20 protein-coding genes are annotated in these 26,508 nt (G+C 71.3%); 4 read left to right on the forward strand and 16 right to left on the reverse strand.

The window, feature by feature from the left end:
• Positions 1-10: 10 nt before the first annotated feature.
• A complete protein-coding gene (locus QJS33_RS19860; RefSeq protein ID WP_306369528.1) occupies positions 11-1,618 on the forward strand; it encodes a serine/threonine-protein kinase in 1,608 nt (535 codons plus the stop codon).
• An 82-nt stretch (positions 1,619-1,700) separates the two neighbouring features.
• Here the strand turns inward: QJS33_RS19860 and QJS33_RS19865 are convergent, their stop codons facing one another.
• From QJS33_RS19865 to QJS33_RS19880, 4 genes are all read right to left on the reverse strand, one after another.
• On the reverse strand, positions 1,701-3,152 hold the full coding sequence (locus QJS33_RS19865) for a DUF6177 family protein (protein ID WP_306369529.1): 1,452 nt from the start codon (positions 3,150-3,152) through the stop codon (positions 1,701-1,703).
• A complete protein-coding gene (locus QJS33_RS19870; protein WP_306369530.1) occupies positions 3,149-3,868 on the reverse strand; it encodes a hypothetical protein in 720 nt (239 codons plus the stop codon). The genes QJS33_RS19865 and QJS33_RS19870 overlap by 4 nt, the downstream gene beginning before the upstream one ends.
• Positions 3,869-3,968: 100 nt before the next feature.
• Positions 3,969-6,659 (reverse strand): ADP-ribosyltransferase, encoded by a 2,691-nt coding sequence (locus QJS33_RS19875; RefSeq protein ID WP_306369531.1) that lies wholly within the window; start codon positions 6,657-6,659, stop codon positions 3,969-3,971.
• A gap of 39 nt (positions 6,660-6,698) precedes the next feature.
• Positions 6,699-7,064, reverse strand: a complete 366-nt coding sequence (locus tag QJS33_RS19880; RefSeq protein WP_306369532.1) for a DUF6507 family protein — start codon at positions 7,062-7,064, stop codon at positions 6,699-6,701.
• A gap of 445 nt (positions 7,065-7,509) precedes the next feature.
• On the opposite strand from QJS33_RS19880, the gene QJS33_RS19885 reads away from it, so the two are divergent.
• Both QJS33_RS19885 and QJS33_RS19890 read left to right on the forward strand, forming a co-directional pair.
• Positions 7,510-9,615: a UvrD-helicase domain-containing protein gene (locus QJS33_RS19885; protein ID WP_306369533.1), complete on the forward strand. Its 2,106-nt coding sequence runs from the start codon at positions 7,510-7,512 to the stop codon at positions 9,613-9,615.
• A gap of 70 nt (positions 9,616-9,685) precedes the next feature.
• Entirely contained in the window at positions 9,686-11,950 is a 2,265-nt protein-coding gene (locus tag QJS33_RS19890) for a DUF262 domain-containing protein (RefSeq protein ID WP_306369534.1), read from the forward strand.
• A 45-nt stretch (positions 11,951-11,995) separates the two neighbouring features.
• On the opposite strand, the gene QJS33_RS19895 is transcribed toward QJS33_RS19890, so the two are convergent.
• From QJS33_RS19895 to QJS33_RS19930, 8 genes are all read right to left on the reverse strand, one after another.
• Positions 11,996-12,403 (reverse strand): hypothetical protein, encoded by a 408-nt coding sequence (locus tag QJS33_RS19895; protein ID WP_306369535.1) that lies wholly within the window; start codon positions 12,401-12,403, stop codon positions 11,996-11,998.
• Between the two features lie 566 nt (positions 12,404-12,969).
• The gene (locus QJS33_RS19900) at positions 12,970-13,641 is read right to left on the reverse strand and encodes a hypothetical protein (protein WP_306369536.1); all 672 of its coding nucleotides are present in this window, start codon (positions 13,639-13,641) and stop codon (positions 12,970-12,972) included.
• A 7-nt stretch (positions 13,642-13,648) separates the two neighbouring features.
• Entirely contained in the window at positions 13,649-14,350 is a 702-nt protein-coding gene (locus QJS33_RS19905) for a vWA domain-containing protein (RefSeq protein WP_306369537.1), read from the reverse strand.
• A 30-nt stretch (positions 14,351-14,380) separates the two neighbouring features.
• A complete protein-coding gene (locus QJS33_RS19910; protein ID WP_306369538.1) occupies positions 14,381-15,448 on the reverse strand; it encodes a serine/threonine protein kinase in 1,068 nt (355 codons plus the stop codon).
• On the reverse strand, positions 15,435-16,478 hold the full coding sequence (locus QJS33_RS19915) for a protein phosphatase 2C domain-containing protein (protein ID WP_306369539.1): 1,044 nt from the start codon (positions 16,476-16,478) through the stop codon (positions 15,435-15,437). The genes QJS33_RS19910 and QJS33_RS19915 overlap by 14 nt, the downstream gene beginning before the upstream one ends.
• Positions 16,475-17,629, reverse strand: coding sequence for a hypothetical protein (locus tag QJS33_RS19920; RefSeq protein ID WP_306369540.1), 1,155 nt, complete (start codon positions 17,627-17,629; stop codon positions 16,475-16,477). The genes QJS33_RS19915 and QJS33_RS19920 overlap by 4 nt, the downstream gene beginning before the upstream one ends.
• Before the next feature lie 38 nt (positions 17,630-17,667).
• On the reverse strand, positions 17,668-19,701 hold the full coding sequence (locus tag QJS33_RS19925; protein ID WP_306369541.1) for a hypothetical protein: 2,034 nt from the start codon (positions 19,699-19,701) through the stop codon (positions 17,668-17,670).
• Between the two features lie 265 nt (positions 19,702-19,966).
• On the reverse strand, positions 19,967-20,359 hold the full coding sequence (locus tag QJS33_RS19930; protein ID WP_306369542.1) for a hypothetical protein: 393 nt from the start codon (positions 20,357-20,359) through the stop codon (positions 19,967-19,969).
• Positions 20,360-20,879: 520 nt separating this feature from the next.
• Between QJS33_RS19930 and QJS33_RS19935 the strand changes: the two genes are divergently transcribed.
• Entirely contained in the window at positions 20,880-21,401 is a 522-nt protein-coding gene (locus QJS33_RS19935) for a hypothetical protein (protein WP_306369543.1), read from the forward strand.
• Here the strand turns inward: QJS33_RS19935 and QJS33_RS19940 are convergent.
• The 4 genes from QJS33_RS19940 to QJS33_RS19955 all read right to left on the reverse strand — a co-directional run.
• Positions 21,389-21,580 carry a hypothetical protein gene (locus QJS33_RS19940; protein WP_306369544.1) on the reverse strand — a complete coding sequence of 64 codons (192 nt, stop codon included), beginning with the start codon at positions 21,578-21,580 and terminating at the stop codon, positions 21,389-21,391. The two genes, QJS33_RS19935 and QJS33_RS19940, sit on opposite strands and share 13 nt — an antisense overlap.
• 119 nt (positions 21,581-21,699) lie before the next feature.
• A complete protein-coding gene (locus QJS33_RS19945; RefSeq protein WP_306369545.1) occupies positions 21,700-22,650 on the reverse strand; it encodes a bile acid:sodium symporter family protein in 951 nt (316 codons plus the stop codon).
• Positions 22,651-22,831: 181 nt separating this feature from the next.
• A complete protein-coding gene (locus tag QJS33_RS19950; protein WP_306369547.1) occupies positions 22,832-23,947 on the reverse strand; it encodes a TIGR02679 family protein in 1,116 nt (371 codons plus the stop codon).
• A 159-nt stretch (positions 23,948-24,106) separates the two neighbouring features.
• A partial coding sequence (locus tag QJS33_RS19955) for an SbcC/MukB-like Walker B domain-containing protein (RefSeq protein WP_306369546.1) occupies positions 24,107-26,508 on the reverse strand: 2,402 nt, incomplete at its 5' end.

Consider the following 26,508-nt stretch of genomic DNA (forward strand, 5'->3'; position numbering starts at 1 on the left):
AGCTGGAGAGATGACCGGAGCGGTCGGCGGCAGGTGGGTGCTCGGCGAGCGGTATGCGCTGGAGCCGGTGCCGATGGGGCGCGGCGGCATGGGAACCGTGTACGAGGGCCATGACCTGCGGTTGAAGCGCCGGGTCGCGGTGAAGTTCATCCGGTTCCCGCACGACGCCGACGAGGCCGAGCGCAAGGAGATGGTGGACCGGTTCGTGCGCGAGTCGCGGATCACCGCCGAGCTCCAGCACCCCGGGGTGCCGTCGGTGTTCGACGCGGGCACCGACGGCGACGGGCGGCCCTACCTGGTGATGCAGCGCATCGACGGGATGAGCGTCGGCGACCTCATCGGCGAGCAGGAGCGGCTGTCGGTGGGGTGGACGGCCGGGATCGGGGCGCAGGTGTGCTCGGTGCTGGCCGCCGCGCACGGGGCGTCGCTGGTGCACCGGGACCTGAAGCCGACCAACCTGATGCTGGAGAAGACCGGGACGGTGAAGGTCCTGGACTTCGGGCTGGCGGTGGCGCTGGACCGCACGGACATGTCCCAGATCACCCGGACCGGGCACACGCCGGGCACACCCGAGTACATGGCGCCCGAGCAGCTGATGGCGGGCCGGGCCACCCCGCGCAGCGACCTGTACGCGCTGGGGTGCGTGCTGTTCGAGATGCTCACCGGCAGGCGGCTGTTCCGGGCGTCCACCCCGTGGGCGGTGGCGTCCAAGCAGGCCAACGAGACGCCGGAGCGGGTGCGGTCGGTGCGGTCGGACGTGCCGTCGGGGTTGTCGGAGGTCATCGCGGCGCTGCTGGAGAAGAAGCCGGAGGACCGGCCGGAGGACGCGGTGGAGGTGTACGGGAGGCTGATGGGGTTCGTCGGCGACCTGGAGCCGATGCCCCAGGCGCTGCACCCGCCGTCCAGGCCCAACCCGCACCGCATGTACGGGGCGGCGCTGTCCCGGGTGGCCTCGGCCCCGGGGCCGGAGAAGGACCGGGAGCGGGGCGGGGGTACGGCGGCCGGGTCCGCTCCCGAGCCCGGGCCGGGGCCGCGCGCGGGGACGGACCTGCCGGCCATCGACCGTTCGGCGGTGTCCGAGGCGCGGCTGGCGGCGAGCGGGCTGGTCTCCCAGGGGCGGAACCGGGAGGCCGCCGAGGCGCTGCGTGGGGCCGCGGTCCGGGCGGCGTCCGCGTTCGGCGGCACCGACCCGGAGGTGGTGGAGCTGCGGCTGGAGCGCGCCAACATCCTGTTCCAGAGCGGTGACTTCCGGCAGGCGGGACCGCTGTACGCGGCGCTGGCGAAGGACCTGGAGAACTCCCCCGGCGGTGACGTGTCCCTGATGTTCCGCTGCCGGTTGCAGGACGCCACCTGCCGTGCGCTGGGCGGGGACGCGGTGCGGGCGCTGGAGCTGCTGCGGGGGCTGTTGGCGGACGAGGTCGCCGAACTCGGGGCGGACGACCCGCGCCCCCTGGAGCTGCGGCACCAGATCGGGCTGTTGGAGCTGGGCGCCGGGCACCGGGAGGAGGCGGAGCGGACTCTGCGGGGGCTGCGCGCGGACCTGGTCCGGCTGCACGGTGAGGAGCATCCGACGGTGCTCCGGATCGACGGCTCGCTGCAACGGGCCTCGGAGTTCTGAGGAGCGCCCGGCAAAGGGCGGGCTGCGCGGGCCGGATCGGGCTCACGGGCGAGTGGGCGTGGGAGGGACTCCTCCGCGGCTTCTATCGGCGTTCGGGGTCCAGATGGCGGTGGAGCAGGCGCAGGCGGTTCCAGTCCTCGGGGCGGGTGCCGTCGCCGACCCGGTACCAGGCGGCGGGGGTGAGCCGGGGTCCGATGAGGCGGACCGGGACGGGGGCGGTCGCGGGGTCGGTGATGCCGAGTTCGATGAGGCCCTCGGGGCCCAGGGCGAGGCCGACGGGGGCGGGGAACCCGGTCCAGCGGGGTTCGGGCCGGGTGCCGGGGCGGCGGGAGACGGACAGGGTCCGCAGCAGGCCCCGGGAGGCGAGGGCGGCGACGGCGCGCGGGATCGCGTCGAGGTCGGGTTCGGTCCCCGGCGGGTGGACGACGGTGAGGGAGGCGGTCTCCTTGACACCCTCCCGGACCCGCTGGACGCGCAGGATGCCGTGGAAGTCGAGGGTGCCGGGGTCCCGGACGGTGTCGGGTGCTCCGGAGAACAGCAGGAGCGAGGACGCCGGGGCGCGCTCACGGCACAGGCGGGTCAGGGCGACCGGGTCCCAGGGCAGGCAGAGGGGTTCGCCGGTGTCGAAGAGGGCGATCCGGCCACCGGCCAGGTGGGTGGCGAGGAGTTCGGCGGCCTCGCCCAGGAGCAGGTCCTCGGTGGCCGGGTGGAGGGTGGTGAGTTCGGCGGTGAGCCGCCACCCCGGGGCGTGGTTCTCCTCGGTCGGGATGTGGTCGGGGTGGGGGCCGCGTTCGTGCAGGACGGGGGTGTCGGGGACGAAGCCGTGGCGCTCGTCCCAGGTCAGGGGTTCGCCGGTGAAGGCGTCGTGGTGGGTGGCCGGGTCGGTGGCGATGACCTGGCGGAAGAGGGGGCTGGCGGCGAGGAAGGCCGCCAGCAGCGGGGTGGCCGTGCTGCCCGGAGGGGTGACGATCTGGAGGGCGCTCCTCTGCGGGCCGTGGGTGGCCAGGGCGTCGCCGAGCATCGCGGAGAGGGGGACGAGCGGGCGGTCGTCGGCGGTGAGGAGGGTGTGTTCGGTGGCGGCGGTGAGCGCGGGGTGGGGTGCGGGGACGGAGGGGGTCCCGGGCGCCGGGGCGGTCGCGTCGGGTGGTGAGGGGCGGACCGTCCCGCCGTAGCGGTCGGTCAGGGCGGTGGTGAAGGCCGTCAGGGCGACGGAGGCGTCGGGGTGGGCGGCACGGACCTCCACCCACCAGGGCTGGGCGGGAGTGTCCTCGTCGTCCAGTGGGCCGAGGAGGCGTTCGGCCTCGGCGAGGACCGTGACGTGCCGGGCCGCCTGCACGGCGGCGACGGTCCGGTCGGCGGCGTCGCGCAGCTCGATGAGCACGCCGTCGGCCACCGGGTGCGGGCGCAGCCCGGTGGTGCGCAGGGCGTCGAGCAGGCCGGAGAGGGTCGGCCGGGCGTGGAGCAGTGCCACCAGGGTCCGGCCCACGGGTAGGGAGGGGGTGGGGACGGTCGTGGCGGTGAGCGCCGTGGTCATCGGCGGGCGATCTCCTTGAGGGCGTCCAGGCTGGGAGCGGTGCGCTCCTCGGCGTCGGCGTCGATCCGGCCGCCCTTGGGGTCCTCGGGGGAGCCGATACGTGAGCACAGGGCCTGGAGCGGGGTCACTCCGCTTTCCCGGAGGTGCCGGAACTCGGTCAACCACCAGCCGCGGGCCCGGTTGCCGGTCACGTCACCGGGAAGGAGGAACTGGAAATCGGCCGCCTCGTCGGTGACCGACGCCCACAGGTACCCGATCAGCTCATCTCCGAGGTGCACAGGAAGGTAGCGCACCGGCTGGTCGGTGACGGTATCGAAGGTACGGCCGAGCGTCACCGGAGCGAACGACACATCACTCCAGCGGTCCATTTCCGGGAAGAGGTCGGGACCGTCGTCCGGGACCTCGTCGAGTGAAGGCCCGGTGTAATCGGGGTTGATCGCCTGCGATAGGGCCTCACTACCCGGCGCGGTCTGTGCAACGGCATCGGCGGGAACACCGCCGGCCTCCGGGTGCGCACCGGCTCGGCGCCAGCGCTCCAGGGCCTGCTCAGATGTGAGCCCTGCAAGGAAGGACTCCTTGAAGCGCTCGTCCCAGACGATGACAGCGCGGATACGGGGCTCCAGGTCGAGGGCTGACACCACGGGCAGATATCCGGCGGCACTCCCCTGCGGGTCCTGTGCAGCCCACAGATGGCCGATGACGACACCGTCGAGCACCACCGGGTAGTGAGACACGGGCTTCTCCCATGAGAACAGATACCCCGCACCGCTCCCCCACTTCTCTTCCCGCATTGGCCCCCCTTCCGAATCCACGTTTTCAGCTCACAGTGATAGTCGCGTCGATGATCCATCTGCCACCGACATGCCGGACATTATCAATATGGTATTCGGTGCCTCTCGCGAGGATGAGTTCTCGCTGGGAGGGGTATCGGCTCCTCTCCCCCACCCACAGCCCTTCGGCTCCAGGGGGAACTTTGAGATTGACCGTATAGGGGAAGGGCTTTCCATCCACCGTGGTGAGATTACTTCCGAGTGAGGTTGACATATAACCCGTCTCCGTCTGGTCTGTCCCCACCAATGCATAGGGATCATTCGGATCGAACCCGTCCAGATGATCGAGGCTGTGCAACCCTCTGACCGCTTCGACCCCCTCGGGCAGGGGACGGGCCACCGCAGGGTCGAGATCCGCCATGAGGTCATGGGCATCATTCACATCGGGATAGCGCCCGCCGTTGGTCTCCGCTGCGGCACCGAGCGGCCCCGACCGGGAGAGCCAATGGTTGAGGGCGAGGTGTGGATATCGGTGGTTGAGGACCTCTTCCACGAGAGAACGTTGATTCGGTGTCAGGTCCGTCCTCGAACGAGCGGTGACGAGATCGTTCAGCGTCGGTCTGACCCGACCGTTGAGCTCGTACAGATCCCACCCTCGGTAACGCATGTCTCCCGATGCGATGGCCGAGTTCACCCGATCGACCCAGGAATCGAGAAGGCGCTGCCCGGCGGCGGAGTCGCCCGCACGCGCCACGGCGTTCACCCAGGAGTTGGTGGTGTACTTGAGCACCGCGTCCCGCTGCTCGGCGGGGAGGTTGTCGAAGGCGTGCGGGTTGACCGTCGGGTCCAGCAGCACCTGCTGTGCGTAGGCGTCCACCTCGGACTCGTCGGCGAAGCGCCGGATGCCCTCCGCGTCCAGGTGTCCCGGGTAGGACGCCGTCGGGTCGGGTGGCGGTGCGGGCAGCGGGTGTGCGGTGGTGCCGTCGGTCGGGGAGGTGGCGGTACCGGTATTGGAACCGCTCTGTTGGCCGCCGTTCGGGTCCTGGCCGCCCGTGACCGACTGGGGGTCGCCGCCGTTCTCTCCCCCATCGGTGGAACCCGAGCCCGGGTCGGCGTTCGCGGGGGTGTTCGGGTCCACCGGGTTCGCACCGGTTCCGTTCGCATCCGTGCCGTTCGTGACGCTGCCACCGCCGCCACCGCTGCCACCCGAAACACCGTTCGCGTTCGCGGGATGTGAGGAGGAGGGGTCCGCACCGTTCGCCGTGTTCGGGGAGGAGAGCGCCGGGTCGGTGCCGTTGACCGGCGATGCGGCCCACGGGTCGTTGGACGTACTGCCGTTGCCGTTCGTGCCCGAAGCGGACGGGGTGGCATTCGTGTCCGTGCCGGAGGTCCCTTGGCCGCTCGGTGTGCCGGGGTCGGCGGTGCCCGTCCCCTGACCGCTCGGACCGCTGGACCGGTTCGTGCCGTTGAGGTCGTTGAGGTCGCTGAGCGTCTGCCGGGTCTCGGTCAGGGAGGGTGTGCCGTCGTTCCCTCCGCCGAAGCCCTCCTGTCCCGGGAGCGAGGAGCCGCCCGGGCGCTCTCCGGAACCCCCGTGGTGGCCGCCGTTGGAGGAGGACCCGTTCCCGAAGTCCGGCGAGGGCTCCCCGAGGTCCGGTCCGTTGCCGATCCCGGCCGGGTTGTCGAGGAGGAACTTGAACACTCCGACACCGCCGGCGAGGAGCGCCGTGTTCGCGATACCGGTGGTGATCGAGTAGGCCGGGCGGTCCTCCCACTGGTCATAGGCGAAGTACGACCCCACCAGTTCACCCGCGGCCCCGCTGAAGTGGAAGTACCACTCGTCGACCGAGTCGTGGCCGGTCCACTGCCCGTCCACGTAGAACCCGGTCAGGGTCGCGTACCCTTCCCCCAACTCCCCGAAGTGAGCGCCCATGTTCTGCTGCCACTCGGTGCCGAACGGGTAGGCCATCTGCCCGTCCCGGTACATACCGGTCGTCGCGCCGAGGCCGAGCAGTGCCCCCGCGCCCAGGTCGCCCAGGGCCGCCAGGCCGTCCCCGAGGATCCCGCCGGCCGGCGGGGCGTCCACCGGGCTCCCCCACGGGTTGGCCGCGTCGACCAGGGGCTTGAAGGTGCCGTAGTACGCCCGCTCCCGGCCGTCTCTGGTCCGGCCCGGAACCTCGGGCGACAGCTCGGACCAGCCCGCGAAGTAGGTGCCGCCGAAGAGGCCGGTGATCTTGTTGGCACAGTTCCGCTCGGCGTACTGGTACTCGAAGACGGCGTCGGCGACCTGGTTGTTGAGGGCGTTGTTGCGACCCCGCAGGTCGTCGTCATCGGCCCAGTCCTCGTCGGTGCCGATCTCGGCGCGCAGGTCCTCGGCCCGACCCTTGAGGGAGACGAGCCTGGCCTTGATCTCACGGGCCTCCTCCGCGAACGTCGAGAGGGCGTCGGCGGCGGTGCCCACCGCGTCCTGGACATCGGCCGTGTCGGAGCCGACCGGGTCCATCTTCGCGAAGAGCGTCTCGGCCTCGGGGGCGCTGTAGACACCGCTGAGGCCGGCCCACGAACCGGTGATGTCGGTGCCGGACCGCCCGATGTCACCGCCGGTCCCGGTGAGTTTTGTGGCGGTGGCCTCCAGTTCGTCGGGGTCCACGTCGGGGATGGGGATGAGGGTGGGGTCGACGGCGCCGTTGGGGAGGCAGGCGTAGGCGCCGCCGCTGTCCCAGGGGGTGGAGGAGGGCATGTTCTCTCAGGGGTCGGGGACGGGGTCGGGGCTCTGCCGTCAGTAGGGGCTGACGCCGGGCGGCCGCTCCTCGTCCAGGTCCGCGGTGATCACGGCGTCCTGGGCCTCCGCGGCCATCTCCAGGTCGCCCTCGACGTAGTGGAGGGTGGCCTCGCCGGCACCGTTGACGGCGCGTGAGGCCAGGCCGACCGTGTCTCCGAGCACCCCGAAGTAGTGTTCGGCGAACTCGCCGAGCGCCAGGCCGATCGGGCCGCTGGCGGCGTGGGTGTCGGCGTCGACCAGGTGTCCGCCGAGGTCGGTCATGTTCCCGGTCAGGCCGCTGGTGCCCTCCTCGTCCCCGATGTGGGAGAACACGGTGGTGAGGATGCCTCCGACCTCACCGGGCTGGATGTTCCACGTCGACATGGGGTGGCTCCGTCTCACGGGGGTGAATGCCGGAGCGGCGCTCCGGTCATTACGGGGACGAATGGTTCGAGAGCAGAATGTATCGGAAGGGTGGGACCGGATTCCGATGCCCCCGGTGCTTCCCGAACGCCTGTGCACGGGTGGTCGCGGTCACCCCCGTCCACCGTTCTCGGGTCCACCTGCACGAAGATCCCGGAAGGCGATCCCTCGTCCGTCACGGCGGTGGCCGGATCCGGTCACCGCGTGACGGACGACATGGTCGGCGCTTCGGTCACAGCTCGGGTGAAGAAGGACCTTCGGCCGTGTGAGCAGGCCCGAAGGCGGATAGGTTGACCGTGACCCCCGGTACTCGGGACCGCCCGTGCGGTTCGGCCCCTCGCCCGCTCCGAAGACCGCGGACCGCCCAGGTGCCCGGGTGCCTCCCCCGACAACGAAAACCGATGCCGTGGCCCAGCTCGCCTTGGACAAGGAGTTCTTCCGCGAGTTCTCCGCACTGGAGAAACACGTCAGGGACCGGGTGTGCGAAGTGTTCTCCAAATTCGAGGAGGCCACGCACACCGGTCTGCACCTGGAAAAAGTCAGCGCCGCCCGCGACGACCGGTTCCGCACCGTCCGGATCGACAGGTTCTGGCGCGGTGTGGTGCTGGCCCTGGCGAAGGGGGACACCTACACGCTGCTCAAGGTACTCCCCCACGACGACGCCTACGCCTGGGCGCGCAAGCGCAGGGCCTCGGTGAACACCGCCACCGGTGCCATCGAGCTGCGCGACGTGGAGGCCATCGACTCCAGCCTGCCCTTCCTGAAGCAGATGGCGCGGTCCTCTCCGGCCCTGCTGTTCGACGGGGTCTCCGACCCCGACCTGGGGCGGCTGGGGATCGACGAGCAGACACTGGGGTTCGCCCGCGCGCTGACCGACGTCGCCCAGTTGGAGGCCGCACAGGGCTTCCTGCCGCCGGTGCAGTGGCAGGTGCTGTACGGGCTGGCGTCGGGGATGTCCCCGGAGGAGGTGTGGGGCGAACTCGGCGCGCACATCACCGGCGAGGTGGACCCCGACGACCTGGACGCGGCGGTGCGGCGCAGCCCCGACCGGGTCCTGCTGGTGGAGGGGCCCGAGGAGCTCCTGGCGACGCTGCGGCGCCCCTTCGACCTGTGGCGGATCTACCTGCACCCGACCCAGCGGGCGGCGGTGGAGGCCTCGCACCGGGGGCCGGCCCGGGTCAGCGGCGGGCCGGGCACCGGCAAGACCGTCGTGGCCCTGCACCGCGCCCACCGGCTGGCCGGGCGGGGAACGGGGCCGGTGCTGCTGACCACGTTCACCTCGACCCTGGCCAGGGCGCTGGAGGAGGGGCTGTCCCTGCTCTCCGAGCGGTCCGGGGACGGGGCGGCCGCCGCGCAGGTGCGGGTGGAGAACGTTGACCGGTTCGCCCACCGGGTGTTCCGTGAGGCGCACGGCCGCCCCCGGCTGCTGGACACCGCCCGGGAGCACGCGCTGTGGCGGGCAGCCGCGGAGCGGGCCGGGGTGGATATGGCTCCGGCGTTCCTGGCCCAGGAGTGGCGCCAGGTGGTGCTGGCCCGGCGGGTGGAGACCGCCGACGACTACCTGGCGGCCAAGCGCACCGGGCGGGGCCGGGCCCTGTCCCCCGCGAGGAAGGCCCGGGTGTGGCAGGCCGTCTCGGAGTTCCGCAGCGAGCTGGAGGCCGAGGGGTGGTGGACCCACGAGACCGTGTGCGAGGAGGCCGCCCGCGTGTTGGCGGCCGGGCCCGACGCGGAGAAGCCGTTCCAGCACGTGGTGGTGGACGAGGCGCAGGACCTGCACCCCGGCCAGTGGCGGCTGCTGCGGGCGGCCGCGCCCCGGGGCGGCGACGACCTGTTCATCGCCGGGGACGCGCACCAGCGCATCTACGGGCCGAAGGTGAACCTGGCCGAGCTGGGCATCGAGACGCGCGGTCGCTCGTCCCGGCTGCGCCTCAACTACCGCACCACCGCCGAGATCCTCGGGTGGGGGCTGTCCCTGATGAGCGGTCAGCGCGTCGACGACCTGGAGGGCGGCCTGGACGACATCGCGGGCTGCCGCTCCGAGATGCACGGGGACGGCCCGCTCCTGAAGGGGGCCGCCTCCTGGGAGGCTGAGCTCGGGCACCTGGTGTCGACCGTGCGGCAGTGGCTGGACTCCGATGTGCTGCCCGGCGAGATCGGTGTCGCGGCCCGGTCGGGGCGCGCGGTCGACGAGGTACTGCTGTCGCTGGAGGAGGCCGGGGTGCCCGCCGTGAACCTGAGTACGGACCTCCCCTCCGCCGCGGTGTCGGTGGGCACCATGCACCGGATGAAGGGCCTGGAGTTCCGGTGCCTGGCGGTGGTGGGTGCGGGCGGTGCCCAGTTGCCCGCGCCCGCGAGCATCACCCCCGAGGAGGAGGATCCCGGGGCGCACGCCCGGGACCTGCTGCGCGAGCGGAGCCTGCTGTTCGTGGCGTGCACACGGGCCCGGGAGCGGCTGAGCGTGAGCTGGCACGGGAGTCCCAGCCCGTTCGTCGAAGCGCTCCTGGGGACGTGACCCCTCCCGGTTTCCCTGTTCGACTCCCTGTTCCCTCAACGACCGACCCCGACGAGAAAGACAACGCCCCATGGCGAAGCTGTCCACCCTCCTCGACCAGATCGACGCCGGAACGGTGCTGCTGCCGGAGTTCCAGCGCGGCTACGTGTGGAACCGCGACCAGGTACGCGGCCTGATGCGGTCCATGTACCTGGGGCACCCCGTCGGCAGCCTGCTGCTGTGGGAGACCTCGGTGCAGGACATGGCGGTGCGCGGGGGCCTCACCGGCGGGGGCGCCCACCTGCTGCTGCTCGACGGGCAGCAGCGGATCACCTCTCTGTACGGGGTGATCCGCGGTGCGGCCCCCGCGTTCTTCGAGGGGGACGAGAAGGCGTTCACCGGATTGCAGTTCAACGTCGACACCGAGGTGTTCGAGTTCTACCGGCCGCTGAAGATGAGCGGCGACCCCCGCTGGGTGGACGTCACCGAGCTGTTCCGGCAGGGGCCGGTGCCCTACCTGACACGGTTCGGGGACGCGCCCGAGAAGGCGAACCTGTACCTGACCCGGCTCAACCGGCTGAACCAGATCCTCGACAAGGACTTCCCGCAGGAGGAGATCACCGGGGCGGGCAGGACCGTCGACGAGGTCGTCGACATCTTCAACCGGGTCAACTCCGGCGGCACCAAGCTGTCCAAGGGCGACCTGGCCCTGGCCGAGCTGTGCGCCCGGTGGCCGGAGGCGCGTTCGCGGATGCGGGAGGCGCTGGACCGGTGGGGCGGCGCCGGGTACTCGTTCACCCTGGACTGGCTGCTGCGCAACGCGACGGCCGTGGCGACCGGTCGGGCGCTGTTCACGGCGCTGGAGAAGGTGGACGCCGCGGGGTTCGAGAAGGCGCTGAAGAGTTCGGTGGACCACGTGGGGACGTTCCTGGACGCGGTGTCGGGGCGGCTGGGGCTGGACCACGACCGGGTGCTGATGGGCCGCTATGCGGTGCCGGTCGTGTCGCGGCTGCTGGAGCTCAACGGGGGCCGGTTCGACGACGCCGCGCACCGGGACCGGGTCCTGTACTGGTACGTGCACAGCGCTCTGTGGGGCCGCTACGCCGGTTCCACCGAATCCGTCCTGCAGAGCGACTACGACATCCTGGCCGAGGCCGGGGTGGACGGGCTGATCGGTGCGCTGGAACGGGCCAGGGGCGGGAGCCTGGAGGTGCGGGCGCACGACTTCGAGGGGTCCACCAAGGGGTCCCGGTTCTACCCGCTGCTGTACATGCTGACCCGGGTGGAGGGGGCACGCGACTTCGGCAGCGGACTGGAGCTGCGGGCGGAGCTGCTGGGACGCAACTCGTCGCTGCAGATGCACCACATCTTCCCCAAGAAGGTGCTGCGCAACACCTACGAGCGCGGGCACGTGAACGCGATCGCCAACTTCTGCTTCCTGACACAGCAGACCAACCTGGAGGTCTCCGACCGCAGGCCCGAGGAGTACTTCCCCGAGGTGGAGGAGCGACACCCCGGGGCGTTGGCCTCGCAGTGGATCCCCACGGACCCGGACCTGTGGAGGGAGGAGAACTACCTCGACTTCCTGGCGGCCCGCCGGGAGCTGCTGGCGAAGGCGGCGGAGTCGTTCCTGGCCGGGCTGGCGAACGGCGCCGAGGCCGACTCCGGGGAGCCGCTGCGGCCGGTGGTGGTCGTCGCCGAGGCGACCGACGACGCGCGTTCGGTGCAGATCCAGGACATGGTGAGCGAACTGCTGCGGCTCGGGTACGCCGAGCCCGAGCTGGACACGGTGATCTCCGACCCGGTGACCGGGCGGGTGGTCGCGGAGGCGGAGGCGTTCTGGCCCGACGGGTTGCAGCGCGGGCAGGGCGAGCCGGTGGTGCTGGAGCTGGACCCGGAGCAGGCCGACCTGCCGCGCTTGCAGGAGCTGGGTTATGAGGTGTTCACGTCGGTGGACTCCCTGCTGGGGTACGTGAACCGGCTGGGCCGGGACGCGGCCGGGGAGCGGGAATCGGAGACCGAGGAGGAGCCGGAGGCCGCCGCCGGGCCGGAGACGGTGGACTTCGGCAAGGCGATGCTGGGGCTGTACGAGAAGGCGAAGCGGGAGGCGGACTACACGGCGTCGGCGTTCCTGGCGATGTTGTCGGAGCTGGGGCCGCTGGGGACGGCCCGCAGGCTGTTGCACGCGCCCGCGGTGTCGGACGGGTTCGCGAACCTGTGGGAGCGGGGGCGGCTGGACCTGACGGTGGAGGCGCTGGTGCTGCGGCCGGAGTTCGCGCCGCTGTTCACCGAGGAGGAACTGGGGCGGGCACGTGCGCGCCTGGAACAGTTCGGGTACCGCTTCCTGGGCGAGTAGGGCGCGGTCCGCGGTCCCGGGACGCCGGGACCGCGGACACCCGCCTCAGGCCGGGTCCTCCCACGGGACGAGGTCGTACCGCCCCAGCTCGGAACCGTTGTTGGAAACGATCACCACGTCATCGGTGATCTCATAGGAATACGTCGCGTTCCAGGCGATGTATCCGTCACCGGTGTCGTCCGCGGGGAGAAGGATGGGGTCCTCGGTGGCGTCGATCAGCTCCCCGTGGTAGTACACCTGGCCGTCCGAAGCCTCGCACAGCATGATCCGGTGGGCCTCGGTCTCGAACGCGTCGACCAGTACGGCCTCACCGCCTCCGGGGATGAGCGCCTCGACCCGGGACGGGCAGGCGGGCTCCGGCGCCGTCCCGTCGGGGGTGTCCCCGGCGGACTCCGCGAGGGAACCGATCCATCGGATACAGCTCGTGAGCAGGAACAGCAGCACGACACCCACGACGACCGCAGCGAGGATCCCACAGCCGGCACCGCTCCGCCCCGACGCCGCCGGTGCGGGGGCACCGCCCGGGCCGCTCCAGCCGCCGGGCGGTGCCGGGGGGACGACGTATGGGGAAGCAGGTCCCACCGTCGGCGCGACCGCGGGGGGTCCTTCCACCGGTGGGAAGAAGATCGCATCGTCCGCGGCGTAGGAGTCCGCGGCCGTGCGCTTCACCGGTGGCGGGTCCGCGGGGCGACTCACCCGGGGGCGGGCGGGGCGCTCAGGTCCGCCATCGGGTTTCGCCGAGGGTCCCCTGACCCGTGAGGACGAGGAGGTTCGCGGTGCCTCCTTCACGGCGGTGGGGCGCGGGATCACCGCCGTCACGTCTCGCGGTGTGTCGCACGTCTTGCACGACAGGACCCCTCCGGGGTTGTAGGTGTCGCATGCGTGGCAGCGCCACGTGGGCGTGGTCCGCCCGACGGACTCATCCTTCCCTTCCGCGCGCGGCTCCTCGCAGGTCTGGCATTGTCTGCGGTTCCGGCCGTTGTAGGTATGGCAGGCGTGACAGCGCCAGGTGTCCGTCGTCATCGTCGGTCCGGCCTCCGAAGGCGGTACCGGATCTCCTCGTGCAGTTCCCGGGTCCGCACATGTACGGAGAAGTCCTTCCAAGGACCGCGGTCCCACTCATCGCGGGGGGCGGAAGCCGGCTCCGGAGAACGGATCCCGGCGGGGGCGACGGGCAGCCCGCCCTCGTAGTCGGCAGAGGAACCGCGGGACGGGTCGAGGACCTCCTCGAACCGCGGAAGAACGTCAGGGGGCACCCCTTGGTGAGGGTCCGTGAAAGGGTGGCCACCGCCATCGGAACCGTGCACCGGCGTCGGCGCCAGTCCCGGAAAAGCGTGCACCACCATACCGACGAGCCGGTGGGCCTCTTCGCGTTCGTGTTCACCGTGGAGGTCGATCACGACGAGGTTCATGCCGCCGTGGTCGCCCTCCCGCATGTACATACCGCGGGGGCGGAAGCGCACAGACAGGCGCAGCGGCCTCTGCTCCTCGTCCACGCGGACACGGTCGCAGTCCCTCATGGAGAACGCCGCCTGACCACTCCCCTCAGCCCATTCGAAATAGATGTGCCACTCTCCGGTGAGGCGTATGCGACATTCGCCGAACGTCGAGTCGAAGAGCACCGCCGCGTCGCGAACGGCACGGCCCGACCGCCGGCCTCTTCCCAGGGACGACCAGGGGAACTGGGACATGTACGGCTCACAGACTGTTCGCGATGGTGTTGATGATCTCGTCCATCTCGAACTCCTCCAGACCCTCGCCCGCCCTGGAGGGGAAGAACATCGTCAGATTCCATTCGTCGGCGATCTCCGACCAGGGCTCTTCGTCCGGCGCGAAGATCACGAGCCTCTTGGCGGAGTTGTCCATCAGGGAGTCCTGGCTGCGGGGGTACCCCCAGTCCTCGTGGAGGTCCTCCAGAGAGGTGGGAAGGCCCCGGGGATAGGTGGGGGTGGCGAGGGCGGCGGGGGTCCCGAGCGGATGGGCGGGCGCGTCCGTGAACATGACGATGACGTGGCGGCGCCGGTCGAGACCGGTCTCCCAGGAGGAGCGGATGGCCAGGGCCAGGGCTTCGAGGGCTGATTCGGGTACGTCTCCCCCACCGGTCGGTTCCAGGCCGCGCACGAAGTCCTCGAAGTCACCCCCCTGCTCCGGAAAGGTGAGGAACTCCGTGCTCTCGACGGCGTCGTCCGGGTCGTCGGCGAAGTCCCTGAAGGCGATCACCCTGAGACGCAATTGGCTGATCGTCTTGCTCTTCTGCCCCATGACGACCCCCAGCCGCGAATGGAAGCCCAGGGCGCTCTTCTTGACCCGCTCCAGTACCGGTCCCATGCTGGCGGTGACGTCGATGCACAGGACGATGTCCACGGCGTAGGCCAGGCTTCCCCTGCTCTGTTGGTTCATCGTGGTACTCCCTGTCGTAACGGTACGGATTCAGGACCAGTTGATCCGGACTCTGGAACGGCGGTCGCCGTGTGCTCGGTTCCGATCGGCCGCGGCCGGCTCGGAATCCACGGCGCCCCCGATGTTGGTGCGTAGCCGACTGCGTCCGGCCTCCGCGCTCGCCACGGTGTTCTTCTCGCCCCCCACGGGTGCCTTCGGTCCGGCGCTCGGCAGAACCAGTTCGCACAGGGAAGGGTTGAGCGCATTGACGAACACGCCCGCGCCGGGGCGGGCGACCGGGTCCGGGAGGCACATACGGCCGATGAGCGTGCGCATTCCCGAAGTCAGCCGCGGGTCGAACACCGGTGTCTCCCCCGCGTTGACCGCGGCGGCCGGACTGTCGTGGGCATCCGTGTAGGAGGGGAGCGCCCCGGTGAGGTAGAGGTGGGTGAGAAGCCCCAGGGCGAAGATGTCGGAGGCCGTGGTCAGGTGCTCGGGGCCGACGCCCTCGTCCTCCTTGACGTAGCTCAGCCATTCCGGTGACACGTACAGGGCGTCCCCGGCCACCTCCTCGCGCGGCGGAGGACTCCCGCTGATGTAGGCGTCGTCGAAGTCGATCAGCTTGGCCGTGTGGAACACCGTGGGGCGCTGGATCAGGACGTTGTCGGGTTTGAGGTCTCCGTGGACGATGTCGATCCCGTGCAGCAGGCGCAGGCTCTGCCCGAGCGTCTTGAGGAGAATCGCCTTCTCTCGGGCTCCCAGGGTGTGGGGACTGTCCAGGTTGGACGTGTCGATGCGCTCGGTGACCTTGTAGTAGGTGCTGCCCTCACAGAAGAAGTCCCGGGCGAAGACCAGGTTCCCGCCGCCGTCTTCTTCAGGCTTCAGAGCGTCCATGATGCGCCGGTGGCGCTCCTCGAACTCCTCACAGGCCTGCATGGAGAGGATATGGCGTTTACCGGGAGGTCCCGCGGAGGGCTTGGGACGCTTGGGATCGAGAAAGCGCTTGACGAAGTACTCCTGGCCGTCGCGCTCGGCAAAGGCCCACATGCACTTTCCGCCGCCCGCGTTGGTGGCGTTCGTGGTGATCCGGTAACCGTTGATCACATCACCGGGCTTCATCGCGTTCCTCCCTGAGCGGTGACAGACGGGATTCGTAGGTGCCCCGGTAACGCCGCCAGGCGTCCTCGCACCACCGGCGTTCCTCCTCCCGTGTTCCGCCCGGGGGGTGGCCCCCGAACTCCCTGCGCATCTCGTGCAGTCGATCGCGGAACATGGAGCGCACCTCGTCGAAGTCGGCGAACCCGAGCGCGACGGCGGCCAGTGTCGCGTCGTCCCCGGTGTGAGAGCGGATCCTCCTCTCGATCTCCGCGGAGAGGTCCTGCGGTTGCGGGGAGTGCTCCAGGCTCTCCAGAAGAAGGAGTTCCACGAGGTGCGGCGTCGGCAGGTAGCCGAACACCCCGTCGGTCGCGCACAGCAGAATGCAGGGTTGCCGCAGGTCCACGCGTTCGGAGTCGACACGGAAACGGCCCGAGGCGTGGAGCAGGTTGTCCATAGGCGGGTCCTCGCGAAGCTGTGCGAGGGCGTCCTGTTCCTCGGTGTGGTCACGGGTCAGCGCCATGAGCCCGTCCTGCGGGGAGAGCAGATAGACACGGGAGTCCCCGGCCCACAAGGTGTGCGCGACGACGTGCCGTTCCTCCAGCCTGTAGGTGACCGCGGCCATCGTGGTCGGGAGCTGACGAACCATGCTGCCGCTGATCCTGCTGCGTTCCCGCGGTCGCATGGCACGGAGGTAGTCGCCGACCCGGGTCTCCAGGGATTCCACCTCCGACCGGGACACCTCGGCGCCCACGGCCTCCGCGCGGAACCACTCTTTGACCGCCAGAGCCGCCGTTCGTGAGGCGATCCACGCGCCGGTACGTCTCCGGTCCTGCCGGTCCCGGTCCGCCTGGGCCCCGCCGGCACCACCCGCACCGTCGAACACACCGATGACTCCGCCGGAGGGGTGATGCTCGCAGAGGGGTTCGGCGTCTTCGCCCGCCCCGGGGACCTTCTCGGTCCATACCCCCCAGGCGTGCACACCGGGATCCGAGAAGTACCAGTTCGTCGTGTCGGTCAGCGGTTCCGGTGTCTCGAAAGGGCCATCCCTCATCGGTCGTTCCCCCGTCCGTCGCCCCGGACCCCCCTGACACGGCTGGTCCGGGGCCGGTGCTGCTGGGCTCGGTCGGTATCCGAGAAGGTGTCACCGCGCTCGGGTCGCCTCGCCCGCCGTTCCTCCTGTTCGGTCGGGGGCAGGGGTTCGTCCTCGGGAGGGCCGACCGGCACGGGGGCGTCGAACTCTCCATGTATGGTCCTGCCCCGCGGGCGGCGACGGTCGCCCGCCTCCTCCGGACCGGTGCCGCCTTCCAGTTCCCGGGGCGGGCGATGCCCCGGAGAGCGCCCGGAGCCCAACGCGCCCCGGACCCTGCCGATGGAACCGGTCGTCCGTGAGGAGCGGTCCTCGATCAGCCTGTGGACGATGTCCCGTTCGATCTCGGCGCTGTCGAAGGGTTCCCTGTCCTCGGAGGAATGTCCCATCACCATGTCCAGAGCTCGCATGAGCTCGGCGCGTTCGGCGACCTCCTCGGAACGGATCCATTCGAGTACGGCGCGTTCCCCCTCCCTCTCCAGCATTCCCGCCAGGAGCGCCTCCGGTCCCTCCTCACGGAGGATTCTGAGGTTGTAGGAGCGGCCCATCGCGTCCAGCCGCTGTGCGCGCATCTTGTCCCGGAAGGCTCGGCCACCGGTGGTGATCTCCTCTTCATCGACTTGGAGTTCGACGACGATGCGTCGCAACCGGATGGCCGAGTCCCCGGTGAAGGCGGCGACCGACTCGTTGAGCGCCCGCTCGGTCTCATGGAACTCCGAGATGTCGAAGCGGCCGGAGACGTCTCTGAGCATGCGCTTCAGGGGCCCCTTCAGGGTGGGCGCCATGTCCCTGATGCCGCGTTGGACGACGCCGACGGGGTCGATCACCCGGCAGGAGAGGGTCACCGTCGCCCGGAACCCGAAGGACGGGTCCCGGCTCACCAGGGTGACCTGGAAGGCGAGGCGGTGTTCGCCCGTGTCGATAAGGGACATGCGCTTGTAGGTCCCGAACCGCGCGTCCGGGACCTCCTCCCCCGGACGGACCAGGACGGCCTGCCCCTTGTGGGGCTCCAGCACCATGGCCGTGCCGTGTTCGGGGGATTGCAGCGGTTTGAAGAGCCTGAAGGGCTGTATCTCCTCCTGGGTCAGCAGGGGATCGTAGCTCAGCTGTTCCATATCTCTCCCTCGCCCGGGTCCTGAGTGCCGGGAGGTGTTCAGATGGCCGCCAGGAGTTCGGCGGCGGTGGCCGCCTCCCGCTCCCGGCTCCTGGACCAACGGTCGAGCCAGTAGGAGATCCGCGAATCGTGGCGGCCTCCGCCCGCCGAGATCCCGCGGAGGATCCTTACGAGGCCGGACCGGGCCGACGGTGTCCGGTGCACGTGACCGACCCAGGCGCGCAGGACGTCGAGCGCGACCTCCTGAACGGGTTTCCGGGCGAGGGCGCGTTTCCAGAGTTCGACGAGATCGCGCAGGTGGCGGTCCGCCCCGAGGAGCAGCAGCGGGGGCGGTGCTGTGAAGGAACGCCGCGAGCCCGGTGCGCCGTCGACGGGTTCGACCGCGGCCCCGGCGACATAGCAGAACATCATCAGGGACTTGGTGACCAGCGGGGAGTCGTCCTGCGGGTCAGACCAGTCGAGGAGCGCGCCCAGGACGTGTTCGGTGCGGTCCCGGACCACCAGGGAGGACAGCGCCTCGGCGACGTGGGGAAGGGAGTCCCAGGTCCCGTCCTCGCCCAGAACCGTCCTGAGGACCTCGATGGCAGAGTCGGGGGCCCTGCGCCCTGGCGGCCCCCCGGCGACGAGCGCGGCCGTGGCGGCCAGGCGGCGTTCCACCGCCCTGGCCGGGCGGTCGGCCCAGGTGTGGAGCAGGTGCCACACCCGCTCGGACAGGTCCGGATCCTCGCTCACCACGCCCAGGACCGTCGCGGCCGCCCTCCTGTGGTTCGGGGAGGTGCCGCCCGCCCAGTCCTCGAGGAAGCGGTGCAGCGCATGGTCGATGTCCTGGGCCGCCATGACGGCGACGGCGACGCAGGCGCGGGCCTGCACCTCGACGTCCCGGTGGATGACGAGCCCGCGCAACCAGCGGATGAGGGCCGTGCGCTGCCCGTCCAGGTGGTTCCACGCGTAGGCGAGGACCGCCTGTTGGACGTCGGCTTCGCGGAAGCCGATCCGGGGGGCCTCGCCGACCGCCGCAGGTTCGCTCAAAGAGATCCAGGAGTGGACGGTGTCCAGTTCCTCGTGGAAACGCAGGGCGGGCGGAGCCTGGGTGTCCTCCGTCAATAGGCGGTGAAGGGAGACGGCCGCGTCGGACACGCTGAGGTAGCGGGCATCATTCAGGACGGCGGCGGCCAGGGCGAAGCCCACCCTCTCCGGGAAGCGCTGCCGGGCGAACCAGCGGTGGACACGCGACGTGGGATCCCCCAGCCGCCGGACGACACCGCGCAGTTCCTGCCCCTCGTGAACGGCCGCCGCAAGAGCCATCGCGACCCTGGGGTAAGGGGAGCGCTTCAGGAGTTCCAGGGCCCCGGCCTCCTCCAGCCGTGCGAGCAGATCCCGTTCCCCGCCCGGGTCGTCCCCCTCTCCCAGGATTCTGCGGAGGAGGATCGCCAGGGGGTCGACCCGGGCGGCCTCGGTCACGATGGCGTCGGTGTGCGCGGCCGTCCCGAGCAGGGCTCCCCGGGGAGGATCGGTGATGACCACGAGGTAGGAGCCGGCCGCTTCCAGGGTGGTCTTCGTCTGCTCGACCCATTCCGGGGTGATGAAACCGGTGGGGTCGTACCCGGGGGAGGCGTCCTCGGCCCCGTCCAATCTCAACAGGTATCCGCACCCCTTGTCCGGGGGATTCCACACGGAGCCCCGTGGTCGGTCCCGTTCCCCGAGTCGGAGGATCCCGCCCCTGCCACCGCCGACGTGCAGAGCCAGCGCCTCGGCCAGGAGGTTGACGGCGAACGCCTCACGGCCGCTCCCGTCCGGCCAGGCCAGGACGGCACTCCTGTGCCGGAGGAGGATCTCGTGGACACGGCCGAATCCGTCCGGGGCGAGGAAGTCCGCCACATGTTCCCGTACTTTTTCAGCGGGGAGCTCCACCGTGTCCGACGCACCGGCGCCCGCGGCGGGCACGCCATCGCGTGCGGTGTGGAAACCACCGCCGAAACGGACCTGGTCATTGAACAGTGCCAGCGTGCCGATCCTCAGCGCACCGGATCCGCCCTGCAAACGTTCGAGGAGGCTGTCGGTGAGGGCCGACATGCGTGCCGACTCGGTGTGCTCCCGGGATGAGAAGGCGTCGCGACGCAGAGCGCCCAGCGCGTCCTCTTGAGAGAGCGGTCCCTCCTCCGAGCCGTCATCGGAGGTGCGCCCGTCCGGTGACGGAGGAGGTGATTCGGGAGGATGCCCTCCCCGTACACCGTCACCACGGTGGGGAGGTTCTTCTTCGACCAAGGTGGCGAAACCCGCCTTCAACGTCGATGACCAGCAAGAATGCCCTGGAGGTCAGGGCCGGGAACGGATTCCGTCAGCTGTTCCAGTCTCCTGAGATCTCGACCTTCTGATTGAAGACGTTGGCGTTCTTGATCACGTTGGCGTTAATGGAGGTACCGGGCGGGACCTCGCCCTTCGCCTTCTCCAGGAGCTCCACCAATTCTTCACGGAACCGCTGGTCGCGGACCATATATGAGACCAGCATCCGATGCACGGACTCCTGTGAAGACTCCTCCCCAGGGGCCTCCTCCAGTTCCGAAAGCACCACCTCGGCCTCAGGATCACCACTGAAACGACTGCGGACTCGATCCAGCACCGCCTTGCCAGCATCCCAGGATGCGCCACCGGACTTCTCGCCGATCGTCTTGAGCGCACCTTGGACAAGAAGGGCGACGGCTGCGGAGGCCGCAGCGAATACCAGTTCCATGAGGTCCTCGAGGGAAGAGTGAGTGATCTCCGGGGACAACACCGGAAAGAAACCGGGACCATCATAGGGGAATGCCGGATGAGATGGCGCCGAGTACCGGAAGATCACCGGAGACGAACATGCGAACGCCCTCACAAACCGATCTTCTCCCCCACGTGCTGGACGCGGAGGACCTCACGGAGCACAGAGAATGCCGAAAGTCCTTTAATGGGCAATATTCACAAACATGAGAATGGTTCGAATATCCTCGGTCCGGTGAGTGGATCGGCAGGAGGCGCACAACGGACACCGGGGACGATGCCACTCAGAGCGCGAGAAGCCGTGATCTCCCCCGGAGCCGGTGTAGGGCGGGGCGGGGGGCGGTACTGCCGGCACTGGGAGAACCGGGGCGGGGGGCGGGGGGATCGGAGTTCGGCGGAGGTGGCCTATGGGCGGGTGGAAGCGGCAGCGGAGGGCGGGGCCGGGGCGGGGCACCGGGGGGCCGACGGCGCGGGCCGAGTCGCCGGTGGGACGGTTGGCGGTGGCCGTGGCCTCCGCCGTGTTCGCATGCTTCTTCCTGGCGATCGGGGTGCTGGTGGTCGGGCACGAGGTGCGGGCGCTCGGGGCCGCCTACGGGTGGTCCGGGGAGAGCGGCCGGGTCACGGTGACGCACGAGGAGGGGTCGGGCAACGAGACGCGCTGCTACGGGACGTACCGGCCCGGGGAGGACGCTGTGCGCGAGGAGGTGCTGGTGTACTCCTCCGGGGAGGACGCCGTGCGCGAGGAGGTGCTGGTGTACTCCTCCGGGGAGTGCACGCCCGGCCGGGTCGCCGACGTCCGGTTGGTGCCCGGAAAGGACACGTGGGCGGCGACGACCACGGCCGACCGTGTCTACGAGGACGCCGGGTTCGGGAGCGGCGTCGGGGGCTCGCTGGTGGCGGTGGTACTGGTCGGCGCCTTCGGCTTCGGGTTGGGCGGGCTGTTGGGGCTGGGGGCGGCCGCCTTGCTCGGCGGCCTGGTGTTGGAGGCGCTGCGCCGGGTGCTGCCGCGTCAGTCGAACTGACAGCGCGGGCGGGGGACCCTGCGCCTGCGGTGGGGGCGGGGGCGCCGCAGGGGTTCGTGCGCGCGGACCGGGGCGGGCTCCGTCAGGGCGGGGGCGGGCGGCGGGGTCGGGGTGAGGGGGAGGTGTGCGCCGGTCGTGGTCAGGGACAGGGCGAGGAGGCCGGAGAGGATGCGTGCCATGGCCACAGCCTGGCAAGCATCACTCTCCGGCGCGACATGATCACCCGAAGAAAAGTGTCCGGTTGCGGACCCGGAATGCGGGTGTGGGCACGGTCGTGCCCGGGTAACCGGTTTCCCGGTCAGGGGGTCGGAGCGGGCTCGTCCTTCGGGGCGCGACGGGCCCAGTAGGTGGCCAGGGCCGACCCGGACAGGTTGTGCCAGACGGAGAACAGGGCGCCCGGCAGGGCGGCGAGCGGGGAGAAGTGGGCGGTGGCCAGGGCGACGGCCAGACCGGAGTTCTGCATCCCGACCTCGATGCCCACGGCGCGGCGGGCGCTCTCGGGCAGCCGGCCGGCCACACCGACCAGGTAGCCCAGCCCAAGGCCCAGACCGTTGTGCAGGATGACGGCGAGCGCCAGCAGCAGGCCGGTGCCCAGGACGGCGTCGGCGTTGGCGCCGACGATCCCCGCGACGACGATGACGATGCCGGTCACCGAGATGAGCGGCAGCGCCGGCAGCAGGCGTTCGACGAGGTCCGGGGCGGCCATGCGCAGCAGGAGGCCGGCGATGACCGGCCCCAGGACGATCTGCAGGATCGACAGGAACAGGTCGCCCGCGGCCACCGGCAGGGTGGACCCGGCCAGGCCCAGGACCAGGAGCGGGGTCAGGAAGGGGGCCGCCAGGGTGGAGACGGAGGTCATCGCCACCGACAGGGCGACGTCGCCGCGGGCCAGGTAGACGATCACGTTGGAGGCGGTACCGCCCGGGGAGGCACCGACCAGGATCATGCCGACGACGAGCATCGGCGGCAGGCCGAGCAGGTGGGCGATGCCCCAGCCCAGGACGGGCATGACCGTGTACTGCGCCAGGACGCCGAACAGGACGGCCCTGGGGTGGCGGGCGACGATCGCGAAGTCGGCCGGGCGCATGGTCAGGCCCATCCCGAACATGATGACGCCGAGCAGCAGCGGGATGTACGGCGTGATGGGCGCGGCGGCCGCGGGCAGCAGGAGCCCGAGCACGGCTCCGCCCAGGACCAGGAGTGCGAACCATCGGCCGGTGAAGTCGGCGATGTTCTTGATGATGTGCATCAGTGGCTTTCCCGAAGAGTTCCCCGGGGCGGGCGGGACGTCCCGCCCCGGGCGGTTGCCGCCCCGTGGGGTCGACACCGCCCGGTCAGGGTAGTCCCTGCGCCTCGAAGCGGGAGCGGCCGGGTGTGCGTCCGTGCCGTACTCCCGGGGTGCGCCGTTCGGGAGATCGGGCCCGGGCCCGTCACCCCGCGCCCTCCGGGCGGGGCGGGGTCGCGGCCGGGTCGAGGGCCAGGTCCCGCAGGAGGTCCTCGTCGACGGACTCCTCGTGGACGGCGCGTCCGTGCCGGGCCATGGCCTCGGCGAGCGCCGGGTCCCACGGGGTGGGTCCGGTGCCGGTGAGCGCGGGGAACGCGTCGTCGACGCGGGCGGTGTAGTCGGCGGCCGACATGCGCCACGGTGAGGCGCCGTGGCGGTCGATCGCGTACCGGGCCATCGCCACCCCGGCGGCGTCGAAATCACCGTGGTAGCGCAGTCGGCCCCCGCCCGCGCGGACCGTGGCGGCCAGGCGGTGGAAGGCCGCCGAGGGCCAGCCCTCGGTGCACAGCAGAGGGGCGCAGGCCGCGCCGAGCCCGGCGGCGGCGCGGCGCAGGACGGCGGGGTTCTCGCAGACGTGCACGACCGGGGCGGTCACGGTGATCGGCAGGGTGACGAGCTGGTGCAGCGTGACCTGGAAGGGGACACCCCGGGCGGCGGCGTCGGTGAGCCACTCCCCCAGCCCGGCTCCGGTGGCGGGCAGGCCCAGGACCAGGACGCGGCTGGCCAGGTCGTCGCCGACGACGCCGTGCGCCTCCCACAGGGCGCGGGCCGCCTCGGCGGTGTCGGCCCGGGGCAGGCCGGTGCGTTCGGCGAGGGCGCCCAGGACGAGGGTGGTCAGCGGGGCGCGGTGTTCCAGGGCCTTGGTGTCCCCGGTGGTCGTGGCGGCCAGGGACGGCAGGGGCAGCGGCGGCGCCGTGTCGGTGCGAGAGTCGACGATCTCCAGGATCCGCACGGCCCGGCGCAGCCGGTCGGTGTCGCCCAGGTTCACGAGTCTGGTGACGGTGCCGTTGCCGCAGATGCGCTCCAGCCAGGTCCGGTACCAGGCGTCGGCGGTCAGGGGGCTGTCCCGGGCGGGGGCGAGGACGTCCTCGCGGAGCCGCCGCCGGTCCTCCTCCTCGTCACGGGGGCGGCGCAGGGGCGGACCGAGGGTCTCCAGGAGCTCGATGAGCCCCTGGCCGGTGGACCGGCGCACGCCGGCGTCCAAGCGGTCCAGCGGCACGCTGATGCTCCGGGCGCCGGGCAGGTGGTCGCTGCCCAGCAGGCCGCTGACGGCCGCGCACTCGTCGTCGGTGGGGGCGGGGGATGGTGGCCCTGCCGCCGAGCACGGCGTTGCGGCGTTCCAGGGTGCGCCGGGCCGACTCCAGGAGGCGGGCGTACCCGGGGCGGCCCAGGGGGTGGGAAGGCATGGGTTTCCTCTGGATCAGACGGGGTCGAGGACGTCGGAGGCCTCGTCGGTGCCGACGGGCAGGGTGCCCTCGGTGGCCAGGGGGACGAACCGGCTCGGGGTGATGCCGAGCAGGTGGGAGGACAGGGCGTCGTTGCCGGAGAACCCGGCGTCGGCGTCGATGACCTGGGCGCCGTCCCACAGCATGAACATGGCGGAGACGGTGTGGGACGCCTTGTCGTGGTGCATGTCGTAGTGGGCGGCCATGGGGACGCTGTCGTAGTGCACCCACAGGTCGTGCCCGGTCATGAACACGTCGAGGTCGAAGGTGACGGTGAGGCCCATCAGCTCGGGCTTGTAGCGGTCGTCGATGCCGGCGAACGCCTCGTCCAGGGCGATCAGGCGCGGGCAGGTGGCGCGGGCGGAGGAGTACAGGGCGTTGGCGGCGGCGAACAGGGGCAGGTGGATGGCGGCGGACTTCTCGCCGCCGGACATCTCCTCGTGCTTGGCCTTGGTGAGGCGGACCTCGTCCTGGCCGGGGACGGCCTTGCGCAGTTCGAACCGGTACCACTCGCGGTAGTCCAGGACGGCGGCCAGGACCTGCTTGTAGGTGGCGCGCGGGTGGGCGGCGTGGTACTCGCGGATCAGGTCGCGCAGCAGGCCGCGCAGTTCGGTGAGGCCGCCCGGGCCCAGGCCGACGGAGTCGCGGCGCAGCAGGTCGGCGACGGTGCGGCGGCGGTCGGTGAGGTGGTCGGCTCGGGTCCAGCGGATGCCGATCCGGGTGCCGGAGGTCATCGGGCGCGAGCGGGTGTCGGAGTCCATGCTGCGGACGAGGTCGCGGGCGGTGCGGACGCGTTCGTGGATCTGCTGGGCGATGGCGGAGAGGAGCTCGTCCTCCAGGACGCCGCGTTCCTCGCGGCGGAGCAGGGCGTCCTGCTCCTCGACGCGTTCGGCGACCAGGCGCGCGAAGGCCGGGAGGGGGTTGCGCCCGGCCTCGTCGTTGACGTGGACGACGACGATGCCGCTCGGGTCGGCCTCGTGGTCCACCTGGTGGCCGTCGGAGGTGGCGGCGAGCGCGTCGGTGAACACGCGCAGCGCCTCGGACATGCGGGTGCCCGCGGTCTTGAGGGCGGACTCGGTGACGGGTGCGGTGCCGACGGCCGCGGCGAAGGCGTCCAGGGTGTCGGCGGCGCCGGGCGGCAGGACCGAACGCAGGGCCTCGGCGGGGGCGGTGCCGCCGGTGACGGCGGCGGTCACCCGGTCGGCGGCCTCCTCGGCGCCGGGCCACAGGGCCGGGGCGGGCCAGGTGCGGTCGCCGTCGACGCCCAGCAGGGTCCGGGTGCCGGGGCGGGTGAGCGGGGCCAGGCCCGCGCAGTGCTCGAACACGGCCTCCAGGGAGAGGAGGAGGGAGGAGCGGCCGTTCTCGATCCCGGATTCGGCGCGGACGACGCCGTCGCGGGCGGCGGAGGCGCGTTCGCGCAGGTCGGCGAGAACGGCGCGGGTGTGGGCGAGGTCCTCCTCGGTGCGGCGCAGCCGGGAGAGGATCTCCTGGGCGGGGGCGCCGACGCTCTCCTGCCGGACCTGGAGGCGCGTCACGGTCTCGTCGTGCTCGGCGGCGCGCTCCTCGTGGGTCCGGGTGTCGGCGGTGTGGGCCCGGGTGAGGCGTTCGATGGTGGCGGTGCGCTCGGCGAGGTCGTGCTCGGCGCGTTCGACGTCGGCACGGGTCTGGGACAGGGTGCGGTGGGCGGCGCGGAACGCGTCCAGGGCCGCGGCCACGGCGTCGAGGTCGGCGGGGGCGGTGGGCAGGGAGCGCTCGGCGGCGGCCGCGCGCAGCCGGGTGCGGTGGGCGTCGACGTCGGCGGTGGCGGAGTCCAGGCGCAGGCGGGCCTGTTCACGGGCGGTGCGGGCCCCGGCGACGAGGGTGGCGTGGTGCTCGACGGTCTTGAGGGCGCGGGCGACGGGCGCGGTGTCGGGCAGGTCGGTGCGGGCCAGCGCGAACGCCTTGACCCGGTCGGCCGCGGTGGCCAGGCGCTCCTCCAGGTCGGAGAGTTCGGCGGTGAACGCCCGGATGCGGGCGTCGAGGTCGGCCAGGCGCTCGCGTCGGCGGGCGGCGCGGTTGGTGGCGCCGATGAACTCGGGGGCGGCCTTGGGCCCGGCGCCCGCCAGCACGCCGAGGGAGAAGTGGCCCGCGGTGGTGATGTGGGCGACGGGGAGTTCGAAGGTGCCCGGGGCAGGCGCGGCGCCGACGTGGTCGGAGCCCTGGGGGGCGTCGGGGGCGAGGGTGCCCGGTGTGGTGTGAGCGGTGGACGTTTCGGAGGTGGTGGGGGCTCCCGGTGCCGAGGTGCCGTCAGAGGCGGCGGAGACCACGGAGGTTCCAGGTACCACAGTGCCGCCGGAGGCGTCAGGAGCAGTGAGGGCTCCCGGTGCCGAGGTGCCAT

It is taken from the genome of Nocardiopsis sp. CC223A (genome assembly GCF_030766825.1).
GTDB lineage: Bacteria > Actinomycetota > Actinomycetes > Streptosporangiales > Streptosporangiaceae > Nocardiopsis.